This is a genomic window from Arcobacter iocasae (assembly GCF_042214795.1).
Classification (GTDB): Bacteria; Campylobacterota; Campylobacteria; order Campylobacterales; family Arcobacteraceae; genus Arcobacter; species Arcobacter iocasae.
In genome coordinates this window covers 2,530,607-2,542,254 of the sequence record NZ_CP090177.1, presented here as the reverse complement: position 1 = coordinate 2,542,254, position 11,648 = coordinate 2,530,607, and the positions used below count along the sequence as shown (strand labels likewise).

Below are 11,648 nucleotides of genomic sequence, written 5' to 3'. Positions count from 1 at the left end.
TTCTCTCCTATAATTCAATCTATTTTGCAGTCATATATCTAGGTACAAACTCTACAATTTCTGGAAAAACTGTAATTAAAACAACTGCAACAATCATCAAAATAAAAAATGGAAGTGTTGCTTTTAATATGTATTCTATTTTTTCTCCACTTATACTTTGTATAACAAAGAGTGAAAAACCAACTGGTGGGGTGATTTGAGATAACTCTACCATAAATACTAAAAATATACCAAACCATAATGGATCAAAACCAGCTAATTGGATAATAGGTAATACAATAGGTAAAGTCATAACAACAATAGAAATACCATCTAAAATCATTCCTAAAAATACATACATTATACCAATGATTAAAATTAAAGCAAAAGGTGAAAGCCCCATTGAGGCTATAAATTCACTAATGGCTCTTGCAATTCCTAAGAATCCTACTACTTGAGATAAAAATCCAGCACCAACTATTATAAAACTAATCATTACAGAAGTTTTAATAGTATTTAATAAAGCATTTTTTATTACTTCAAAAGATAAACTTTTAAAATAAATTGCTAAAATAACTGAACCTAAAACACCTAAAGAAGCAGCTTCAGTAGGAGTTGCTAACCCTCCATAAATAGAACCTAAGACTACAGTTATCAAAGATAAAACTGGAAATAAATCTTTTAATGAATGGGTAAAATCTCTTAAAGAATATTTATCTTTATTTACAGGAACTACACTTTTATCAACACTTGCAGCAATCATTATATAAACTGAATAAAGAGTAGCTAGTAAAAGACCAGGAAGAATTCCTGCCATAAAAAGCTTACCTATTGATACATTTGATAATACTCCATAAATAATCATAATAAGTGAAGGAGGAATCAAAAATCCTAATGTTCCACTTCCTGCAAGGGAACCTAATGCAAGCGATTTTGAATAACCTCTTTTTTTAAGTTCATCAAGGGTAATTTTTCCAACTGTTGCAGTTGTTGCTGAACTTGAACCAGATATTGCTGCAAAAAGTGAACATGCTGCAACATTTATGTGCAATAACTTTCCTGGAATAAAACTCAACCATGGAGTTAATCCATTTAATAGTCTTGTAGAAATAGATGATTTATATAAAATCTCTCCCATTAAAATAAATATTGGTAAAGCTGCCAAAGACCATGAATTTAAAGAATCATACATAGAAGCTGCAAGTAAATCACCAATCTTGTCATATATTGAGAGCACTGGTGGTAAATGATTTACAGCAATCAACATACCTAAAATACCTGTTAAGATTAATGAAACCCCGATCCAAATTGAAGATAACAAAAATACAAACATTATAAATACAAGAACAATTGATAAAATTAAAGGATCAGATATCATTTTTTAATCCTTTCAAAACAAAAGCTAAAACTGCCAAGATAAATAAGCTTATTCCTAAAGGCATAACTAATTGAGTTAAATATAATGGTGTTTCGGAAACTCCTTCTGAAACCATTTGCATATCATATGAATCATAAGTAAATAAAATCGTTCTATATAGTGCAAAAACTAATATAACAATAGTAATTAAACCAGCGAATACATCAATAAACCTATTTGATTTTTGACTCATTTTAGAAGTTAAAATATTAATTCTAATATGTGCATCTTCATTAAAAGTATAAGCTAAACCTAAAAAAATTGCAGCTAAATACAAATATCCACTATATTCATCTGCAATCATTGTGGACATATCAAAAAAGTATCTAATAAATATCTCTGTTAAGATTAATAAAACTAATGATATTAGTAAAAGTGATGATAAATAAGCTCCCCACAATGAGAGCTTATTTATAAAAGAATAAAAGATTTTCATGATTTACTTTCTATATTCTTCAAATATTTTTTTAGTATCTTTGTTGGCATCTTTTAAATACTCATTTAGCATTTTATCAGCAACTTTAGATAACTCTTCTTTTAATTTTGGAGTAACTTCCCAAATATGCATACCATTTTTTGCCATAGTATCAAGTGCATCTTTATCTTCAGCTTTTACAGCTTCCCATTGTGATTTTTCAACTTCTACCGCTGCTTTTAACATAGCATCTTTTTGAGAAGAGCTTAAAGAATTCCAATAATCAAGATTAACTGTAACAGCTTGTAAAGGATAGGCATAACTTATTTTTGTAAAGTCAGTTAATACTTCCCAAAATTTACCATCTTTTCCTGAAGAAGATGAAGTAATAACAGAATTAACTAAACCAGTTCTAAGAGCTGAATAAACTTCTCCCCAAGGTAATGCAACTGCATTTCCTCCTGCACCATTTACAAAGTTTGCAGAGTTTTTATCATAAGTTCTAGTTTTTACACCATCAAAATCTGCCAATGACTCTAGTTTTTTATTTCCATAAAATCCAGATGGTGGCCAAGTTACACTATAAAGTAATTTTTGATTCCATCTTCTTGCAGTTTTTTCATATGCAGGTTTTGAGATTTGATATAATTTATAAGCATCATCATAAGATTGAGCAATAAATGGTAAAGCAGATATACCAAACACTTTACCCCCACCAGCAGTAAAAGGTATAAACATATCAGCCATAGCAACAGTTCCATCTTTTACAGCTTTTAAAGGATTTCCTTTTACTAGTGAAGAACCAGGATATACAGTTATTTCAACAGTTCCCTCTGTATACTTTTTTACCAATGAAGCAAATTTTTCAGCACCAACAGTGTGAAAGTTATCTGCACCTTGTCTTGCATTTAAATTCATTTTTACATTTCCAGCAAAAACCATACTTGCAAGTGAAGCAATTATTAAACATTTTTTCAACATGAATTTTCCTTATTTTTAGATAAGTAATAGTAGTTTTATATAGTGAGTAATTAGTGAGTTTTTATATATTGTTAAAGAAGTTTTAGTTTATATCCTTCTTGTGGAATATTTTCAAGTAATTCTATTGGTAACCTTTGTCTTAACTCTTTTATAAAAGTTTTTAAAGCACTCATACTCATAGATTTATCTTTCCAAATATACTCTTCAATCATAGAATAAGTTAATACTCTATTTTTATTTTCATGAAGTAAAAGCAAAAAACTCTTATCTCTTTTTCGTAAAAAAACTATTTCATTTTTATAATAAAGTTCTCTTTTTTCCATATCAAAGTACATATCTTCTGAAAATATAGCTTTTTTTTGTAGTTTATTTCCAAAGGCTTTTACAATTCCACTTAATAAATTATCTGAAACAACAGGCTTTAAAATATAATGATTTATATTTAGATTTATAAGATTTAAAAGGTACTCTTCACTTGAATATGCTGTTAACATTATAACAATAGTTGTTAAATCATTTTTTCTTATCTCTTCAATCATTTGAATACCATTTTTTTCCGGCATTTCTATATCTGATATTATTATATTTGGTCTTTTATCATAATAGACATAATAACCCTCTTCACCATTAGCTGCTTCATAAACTTCTGCAAAATAGTATTTTAAAGTATTAACTAATCTTTTTCTAATACCATCTTCATCTTCAACACAAAGAACTGTATAGTTTTTTAATTGTTCTGCTATTTCATCCATTTTTATGCCTTAATTTTTACTTTGAAAAGTGCTCCATGTTCTGTGTTTTCAACGCTTAATTCTCCACCCATATTTTTCTCAATAATCATCTTTGACATATATAGTCCAAGACCTGTACCTTGAGAACTGCTTTTTGTAGTAAAGTATGGTTCAAAAATCAAGTCTAAATATTCTTCTTCTACCCCATTTGCATTGTCTTGAACTGTTACAATGGCATATCCATCTTTGAAATCTACTTCCAAATCTATTTTTGGGTTTTCTATTTTTCTTTGATTTAAAATATCTTTTGCATTTGACATAAGATTTAATAAAACTTGTGCAAACTCTCTTTTATAACCAAAAATTTCGTAATTCATTTTTATATTATAATGTAGTTTAATATTTGAGTTTTTAACAGATGCACTAATCAAAGAAATTGCTTCCATACAAGAATCTTCTATATAAAAATGCACTTTCTTTTTATCTGGTTTAAAAAAGTTTCTAAAGTCATCTATTGTATATGACATAAATTGAATAAGCTTATTAGACTCTTCTACAGACTCTTTTATCATCAAATCATCTGCTTTTTTAAATTTTGCCGCTGTTTCAAGCTCCATTAGTATTCCAGCTACTTCACTTAATGGTTGTCTCCATTGGTGAGCTATCATAGATAACATCGTGCCCATACGAGCAAGTCTTGATTGATGAAGCATTGCCCTATCTTTTTTCTGGACCTCTTCAATTGCCACTTGAACTTTTTTCTCTAAATTTTTGTTCATATCTTCTAAAAGAAACTCTTTTTTTTGTACATTTTCTTGATAATGTTTAAAAGCTTCTGATATTTTTTTTGACATAATATAAGAAATAATACCAATAAGTAACATCACAAAAAATGATACAAATACAACTAATTTAATATACTTATCAATTCTTTTCTCCAATAACTGTTTATTTTTATCTATTGAGTTTTGTATATCATCAATATATAATCCAGCACCTATAACCCAATTATACTTTTTATAAAGTCTAAAAAAACCAAGTTTTTTTGAAGGAGTAACATTCTCTGGTTTTTGCCAATAATATTCTATAAAAACACCATTTGGATTTTTTAAAGTTTTTTTAACAAATTCTTTTATAATAAGTGTTCCCACTGCATCTTTTAAGGAAATATCATAAGTATTTAAACTATTCTTTCTAAAGGGATGAGCTCTTAAATAATAAGAAGTATCATGTATCCAAATATAACCATTCTTTTCGTAACGAATAGTCTCGGTGTATCTTAAAATTTGATTTTTTAACTCTTCAACACTTAGTTTTTTATTATTATTTACTTGAAAATTTATATAGTTTATTATACTTGTAACTTCTCTTTTAAGTACATTCTTTTGTTTTGTAATATATTCATTTTCAACTCTAATACTCTCTTCTTTGAAATAGTTATTTTGGTTTTGTATAAAAAAGTATATATTAAAAAAAGCAATAAGTATTACTGTAATTATGGGAGTTAATATAATTAATTTTGGTATATTCTTTTCTGTAAACATAACAATCCTACTTTTTTTAATTATATTTTATAAAAGTGAGTTAATGGTAAGCTAAAAATAAATTTTTTCCTTTTTTATATTAAAGGTCATCTTTTACACCATGCTTTCTTAATCGTATAACAATCAATAAAGATATAGTTACACAAATCAAAACAACATCTACTTTCATTTTATATGCTATTATAAACAAAACTAATGTAGCAAATAAAGCTAACTTTCTATATAAAAATGAATATAAATAAAGTAATATTGCCCCCGCAAAAAATAATAATTCAGCCATTTTTTCCCCTTTATTTTAAAGCCCGAAGTTTAACTACAAAAAGTGTCTAAGAAGTGTGTAAACTAAGTTTTAAGACTATTAATTATTTAATAAACCACTAACTGTTTTTATAAATTCATAATTTTTCTCAGAACTTCCATGTAAACATATTGTATCAGCTTGTAAAAAAAGTTTCAATCCATTTTTACTAGTTATATATCCTCTCTCTTTTAGAGTTTCTACTCTTTGCATAATATCTAACTCATCATTTATAAAAGAGTCCTTTTCAGACCGTGAAAGAATAAAACCTTCATCATGATAATTTCTATCCACATAAACTTCTAAAATTAGAGAGATTCCATATAAAAGTGCTATTTGTTTGTATTTTTCATTCTTTTGACTTGATAAAATAACTAGTTTTATATTTTTGTCATAAGAGCTAATTGCACTTAGAATTGCTTTAAAAATCAACTCATCATCCATCATGTCATTAAAAAGAGAACCATGAGGTTTTACATAAGTTATATTTTTTCCATAAGTTTTACAAAAAGCATTTAATGCACCCATTTGATATATAACGATGGCTTGAATCTCTTCTAAAGAATATGCTATTTTTCTTCTTCCAAAACCTGCTAAATCTTGATACGCAATATGAGCTCCCATTTGAGTATTGTATTTTACTGCTAAACTAACTGCTTTGTCCATATTTAAAGCATCTCCTGCGTGAAAACCACAAGCAAGATTTGCCATATTGATATATGGCATTATCTCCTCATCATTACCCATTTTCCAAATACCAAAGCTATCACCAACATCACAATTTAATTTAATATTCATGCCATTGCCTAATAATATATTTTTTTAATTATAACAAAATTTATATTTAACTTATTTTCTTATATTTTTTCAATATAATTCTATAAAAATTTAAAAGAGTAATAATGCCTGAGTGTAAAGAAAATATTATAGAAAAAAATAAAATAGCAGATGATTTTAATTGTAGTGAAGAAATTTATAAAGATATCAAAAATTGTGTAACATTTTTTGGAAGTGCAAGAACTTCACAAGATGCAAAAACTTGTAAAATGGCAGAAAAGTTAGCTTTTAATTTAGCAAATAAAAATATCAATATTGTAACAGGTGGAGGTGGTGGAATAATGGAAGCTGCCAATAGAGGTGCATATAAAGCAAAAACTGTTCAATCAATTGGATTAAATATATTAATACCACAAGAGCAAAAACTAAATCCATATACTACTAGAAACCACACCTTTAACTACTTTTTTTCAAGAAAGTATATGCTTGTAAAGCATTCATCTGCTTGTGTTGTTTTTCCAGGAGGATATGGCACGCTTGATGAATTCTTTGAAATAATCATATTAGTTCAAACAAAAAAACTTCAAAATCTAAAAATATACCTTTATGATACAACTTTTTGGAGAGATTTAATCTCTTTTATTGAAAATACTTTGTTAAAAGAAGGAATGATTAGTAAAAGTGACTTAGATATATTTACGATAACTGATGATTTGGAATTTATTGAAAAAGATATACTAAAACTATTTAATATAAATTAATTAGTTTTGGTACATATGATATTTTTTATTTTCTGCTGATACTCTTTTTTGCTCATTTTGATAAAACTCTATTGCTCTTTGTTTTATATTTTCATCAATAGCATTTCCTAAGTATTCATTGATACAATCATCTATTACTAATATATAAACTACGGTATTTAATAAAATACCCTCTTCATCACGAGTTAGCTTTGCTAAATCAATTGAATAAATAGCTTCTTGAAAAGTGTAAAACAGTCTTAAATCAGATTTTTCAAGCCTATAAGTATATCCTTTGATGTTCAAATAATTATCAAAAAATTTATCATAATATTCACTTTTTATGATTTCATTTTTGTATTTTTCAAAATCGCCTTTTAGTTCTGATACATCCTTAGCCTCTAATTGCTTATTTTTATATTGATATAAAAATTGTGTTGCTTCATCAAACAATAAAGTTTCTCCTTAAATAAAATTTAATTTTCAAATATAACTTTTTCAAATAGGATATATTTTATCCTATTTACATTACAATTCTTTCGTCATACAAACAAAACTTTAGCTTTCGTTGCTATTGTCTCCTTATATAAATAACGGTGTTTTTCACCGTTATTTAATTACCCCTTATTCTTCTTTCAGATTCTTTTGTAAAATATCCGTTAAACATATTAAATTTAACTAAGCTATAGTTGTAGTTTATATCAGTTCTTGGAGCATTTACATACTTAAAGTTAAACTCTGGATCTAAAGTTTTAATTATCTCTTGTGATAATTTCCCATTATTATCTATAATTAAAACATCACTATTTACAGTATACATATCGATAATACTTACATATTTTTCATTGTTAACTTTGTATGTTGATATTTCATAATAATCTTTTGAAAATCTATCTACTAACTCAAAACTTTTAAATTTCATTCTTGTTTTTAATTCATATGTAAAAAATCCAGTTACGGAACCATTCCAATGGCAGTCATTACTTAATTCGATATTTTCTAAAAATAGATTTCCATATTTTTTATTATCATCTTTTAAAGTATATGAATTAATTGTACATTGTGAAAATGTATGTTCTATCTTTGGATTTGTAAGGGCTATTTTTTTATTTACATTTAATAAGTTTATATTTGCCGAGCTATCTTTTTTATCATAATAAAAACTACTTGAAGCACAAGAAGTAAAAAATATAGCAATTAATGAGAAAATAAGTGATTTGAAAAACATAGTTTATCCTTTGTTTTTCTTTTATTATACTATATTTTAATCACTACTTCCATTAAAGTAATGATTTAAAGAGTTATGCTTTACTAAACTTATTTCATGATATAAATCAAAAATTTCTCTTCCACTATATTTATATTCATAATCACTTTTTAGTAATTTTATAAACTCATTATAAAGTATTCCTTTTTTATCTATCATAAATACTTCTTTATTTACTTCCCAAATATATATTAGATGGACAAAACCTTTTGTAACTGTTTTATAAGTAGAGAACTCATAATGTTTAAATTCAAATCTCTCTTGTAACTCTAAATCCTCTTTTATAGAGTCTTTTAACAAATTCTCAAAATAACCTCTTGCAAGACCATTCCACGAGCAATTTGAATCCAAATGGATATATTCAAAAAATAAATCATTACTATTGAAAGTATATGCTTCTAAGACATAAGGATCATGTCTTGTTTTTACTTCATAATTTTCCAATGTAAAATCAAATTTTTCATCATTTGGTAAAATAAAAGATAGCTCTGATTTATTTGCATCGAAGCTAAACACGGGATTTGACATTTGATTCAATGAGTTTAAAATTTTTTTAAAAAAGTTCATAGTGGCTACTTATTATTAAATTACTTTATTATAAGAAAAAAACTTATTTTATGCAAGTACTTTGAAGTACTTTATTGAAGTTTTCCAATAAGCTACAGTATTATAGCTTATTGAAAGGGATAAAAGATAATTATTAATCCTAAAAGTACAAGACCTACTCTTAAAACTGTTTTTTGTTTATCATTAACTAAAGCATTTGATAAAAGTCCTAATCCAACTGCAATTTTTATAAAAGATAAAAATGCATATAAAAAGTTAGTATCTGGTTCTATCAAAAATGGATTTACAACAAAAGCCAAAGGTACAATATATAATCCAATACCTAACTTCATAGATTTACCAGCTACTTCTACCCAATTTGCTTGGGCAATTCCAGAGGCTATAAAAACGGTACCACAAACAGGTGGAGTAATAGTTGAAAGTAAAGCAAACCAAAATACAAATAGATGTGCTTGAATAGCTGATAGTCCATATTCTTGTAAAGTAGGACCTGCAATTGATACACAAATAATATATGCAGCAGTTGTTGGAACTTCCATACCTAAAATCAAACAAGCAACAGCTGTTAAAAGTAAGGCTACAAAAAGTTGTCCATTTGACAAATATAAAATAGCAGAAGTTATTTTAACCCCAATACCTGTGATATTTAAAACTCCAATTACAATACCTGCACAAATGATAACAGAAGCAATAGAAGCTATTTGTCTAGAAGCAGTAATACAACCATCTACAAATTTTTCTATAAACTCTTTAAATGATATTTTCCAATCCCTATTTACAAGTAAAAGTAAAATAGAAGCAAATATTGCAAGGGCTGCTGAATACTGTGGTGTTTTTCCTACTATTATCAAAGCATAAAGTAAAATTCCAAAAGGTATAAGAAAAAATGGTGCCAGTTTTAAAACCAAGTTTAATTTAGGAATATCTTCCTTATCCATAGCAAGAAGATTATATTTTTTGGCAAAGACATCAATACCTATCCAAACTGTTACAAAAAATAAAATAGCAGGGAAAATAGCAGTTGCCATAATTTTAGCATATGGCACTCCTAAAAGTTCTGCCATTATAAAAGCTCCTGCTCCCATAAGTGGTGGCATAATTTGTCCACCAGTACTAGCAACTGCTTCAGTAGCACCTGCTAAACTTGCAGGGTACTTTAACTTCTTCATTGTAGGAATTGTAAAAGCTCCAGTTGATGCAACATTTGCAGAAGCAGAACCAGAAATTGAGCCAAAAAAAGCAGAAGCCAAAACAGATACTTTTGCAGCCCCACCTCTTAATCTTCCTGCAATTTTTGTAGATAAAGACATAAAGGCATTACCACCCTCACCTATTCCTACAAATGCTCCTAGTATTACAAATACTGCTACGACATTTACAGAAACACCTGTCAATCCTCCAAAAATACCACCTTCTGCTATAACTAATGTACCAAAGAAGCTATCCATTGGTATCTCTTGGTGTCCAAAGTTTCCAGGAATATAATGACCCCAAAGTCCATAAGCTAAGGCAATAGTTGCAGTCAAGGGAAGTGCTAGTTTTATAGCTCGTCTTGCCATTTCCAAAACACTTAAAAGTAAAGATAAAGCAACAAAGTATTGTAAAGAACCTTCTAGTGAGCCATATTGGTCTTCTAAATTACTATAGTTAAAAACTATATATAAAGAAGAAAACAGACCACATACTAATAATATATATCCACCATATTTAATCAGTTTTGAACTATCTTCATCTTGTGATAAAAGAAAAATCCAAGGTAAAACTAAAGCTAAGTGTAAAGGACGACTAACTAAATTTGGCATAAGTCCAGTAAAGATTAAGTAAATATGAAATCCAACCGTAATAAAAGCTAAAAAAGTCACTGCCAAAAATTTTATTGACAGTGACCGACTCTTCTTTTGAACCATTATTTTAGGCTTTGAGGAATAGTGGCATTAACTTCCATATAATATTTTAATGCACCTTTATGTAGTTTTGTTTTAAACATATTCAGGTTTTTAAAAGTAATTGCTTTCCACCAAATATTTTGTTTTTCTAACTGTGGTTTTGATTCCCAAAATGCTTTTGTAAGTTTATAAGCAGTCTCTTCACTCATATTTGTAGTTGTATAAACTCCAACAGGAAGAGTAGTAGTTGCAACATCTTCATCAACTCCTGTATATGTTCCAGCAGGGATTATGATTTTATCTCTTTTAGTTTTTGCGATTTGTTCATCACTCATACTTAAAAGTCTTATTTTATCACTAGCACTTGCTTCTATTACATTTGGTGCAGGATAAGAACCTGAAGTTGCGAAACCATCAATTTGCCCATTTTTAAGCGCAGTTACTGCACCTGATAATTCAGCACCAATTAGTTTAACATCATCTTTCAAACCAAAAAGTTCAATATATTTTTTAGCCTCTTTAGCTCCAAAACTTCCTTTACCAATAAGTAAAGATTTTCCTTTTAAATCCGCATAGGTTTTAATGCCAGAATCAGCTCTTACAACCATGTGCATAGTTAAATAAGGAATAGGAAAAAGTGATCTTATTTTTGCATAATCTTCTGGATTATCATTTTTAAACATCGCTTTTTTGTTTTTTGCTAATCCGATTAAAGCAGGAGGTGTTGTAAAAACATAGTTCCCTTTTCTTTTTTTTACTTCTTTTACATTTTGAACAGAACCTTGACTCTCTTCAATTGTTACACTCAAATCTTTATTTGAAGATTTACTAACATCTTCACCAATTTGTACTGCCATTTGATAATAAGATGATGTAGATTTTGCAGCTTTTAAAGTTATTCGCTCAGATGCATTTGCACTTAGCGCAATAGCACATATTGTAGCTATTGATAAGATTTTTGATAATTTCATGTTTACTCCAAATATTAAAATTCAAAAATTATAACAATTTAAAATTAAATTTAGCCCTATAGATTGGGAATTTGA

General features: G+C 27.7%; 13 protein-coding genes. 1 reads left to right on the top strand and 12 read right to left on the bottom strand.

What is annotated here, in order from left to right:
• Positions 1–19 precede the first annotated feature (19 nt).
• The 7 genes from LXN10_RS12735 to LXN10_RS12705 all read right to left on the bottom strand — a co-directional run bounded on the left by LXN10_RS12735 (position 20) and on the right by LXN10_RS12705 (position 6,163).
• Positions 20–1,357 (bottom strand): TRAP transporter large permease, encoded by a 1,338-nt coding sequence (locus tag LXN10_RS12735; RefSeq protein ID WP_375723371.1) that lies wholly within the window; start codon positions 1,355–1,357, stop codon positions 20–22.
• A complete protein-coding gene (locus LXN10_RS12730; protein ID WP_375723370.1) occupies positions 1,347–1,832 on the bottom strand; it encodes a TRAP transporter small permease subunit in 486 nt (161 codons plus the stop codon). The genes LXN10_RS12735 and LXN10_RS12730 overlap by 11 nt, the downstream gene beginning before the upstream one ends.
• A gap of 3 nt (positions 1,833–1,835) precedes the next feature.
• The gene (locus LXN10_RS12725; RefSeq protein ID WP_375723369.1) at positions 1,836–2,792 is read right to left on the bottom strand and encodes a TRAP transporter substrate-binding protein; all 957 of its coding nucleotides are present in this window, start codon (positions 2,790–2,792) and stop codon (positions 1,836–1,838) included.
• 71 nt (positions 2,793–2,863) lie between these two features.
• Positions 2,864–3,544 carry a response regulator transcription factor gene (locus tag LXN10_RS12720; RefSeq protein ID WP_375723368.1) on the bottom strand — a complete coding sequence of 227 codons (681 nt, stop codon included), beginning with the start codon at positions 3,542–3,544 and terminating at the stop codon, positions 2,864–2,866.
• Positions 3,545–3,546: 2 nt separating this feature from the next.
• Positions 3,547–5,067, bottom strand: coding sequence for a cache domain-containing protein (locus LXN10_RS12715; protein WP_375723367.1), 1,521 nt, complete (start codon positions 5,065–5,067; stop codon positions 3,547–3,549).
• Between the two features lie 79 nt (positions 5,068–5,146).
• Complete coding sequence (locus LXN10_RS12710) at positions 5,147–5,347, bottom strand: hypothetical protein (RefSeq protein WP_375723366.1); 201 nt, start codon at positions 5,345–5,347, stop codon at positions 5,147–5,149.
• A 78-nt stretch (positions 5,348–5,425) separates the two neighbouring features.
• Complete coding sequence (locus LXN10_RS12705; RefSeq protein ID WP_375723365.1) at positions 5,426–6,163, bottom strand: 5-oxoprolinase subunit PxpA; 738 nt, start codon at positions 6,161–6,163, stop codon at positions 5,426–5,428.
• A 104-nt stretch (positions 6,164–6,267) separates the two neighbouring features.
• Here LXN10_RS12705 and LXN10_RS12700 point away from each other — a divergent pair, with 104 nt between their 5' ends.
• Positions 6,268–6,903: a TIGR00730 family Rossman fold protein gene (locus LXN10_RS12700; protein ID WP_375723364.1), complete on the top strand. Its 636-nt coding sequence runs from the start codon at positions 6,268–6,270 to the stop codon at positions 6,901–6,903.
• Here LXN10_RS12700 and LXN10_RS12695 read toward each other — a convergent pair whose 3' ends face one another.
• The 5 genes from LXN10_RS12695 to LXN10_RS12675 form a co-directional block, all read right to left on the bottom strand.
• On the bottom strand, positions 6,904–7,335 hold the full coding sequence (locus LXN10_RS12695; protein ID WP_375723363.1) for a hypothetical protein: 432 nt from the start codon (positions 7,333–7,335) through the stop codon (positions 6,904–6,906).
• A 160-nt stretch (positions 7,336–7,495) separates the two neighbouring features.
• Positions 7,496–8,110 carry a hypothetical protein gene (locus tag LXN10_RS12690; protein ID WP_375723362.1) on the bottom strand — a complete coding sequence of 205 codons (615 nt, stop codon included), beginning with the start codon at positions 8,108–8,110 and terminating at the stop codon, positions 7,496–7,498.
• A gap of 36 nt (positions 8,111–8,146) precedes the next feature.
• Positions 8,147–8,716, bottom strand: coding sequence for a hypothetical protein (locus LXN10_RS12685; protein WP_375723361.1), 570 nt, complete (start codon positions 8,714–8,716; stop codon positions 8,147–8,149).
• 107 nt (positions 8,717–8,823) lie between these two features.
• Positions 8,824–10,623, bottom strand: coding sequence for a TRAP transporter permease (locus tag LXN10_RS12680; protein ID WP_375723360.1), 1,800 nt, complete (start codon positions 10,621–10,623; stop codon positions 8,824–8,826).
• Complete coding sequence (locus tag LXN10_RS12675) at positions 10,623–11,573, bottom strand: TAXI family TRAP transporter solute-binding subunit (RefSeq protein WP_375723359.1); 951 nt, start codon at positions 11,571–11,573, stop codon at positions 10,623–10,625. The genes LXN10_RS12680 and LXN10_RS12675 overlap by 1 nt, the downstream gene beginning before the upstream one ends.
• Between the last annotated feature and the right edge of the window lie 75 nt (positions 11,574–11,648).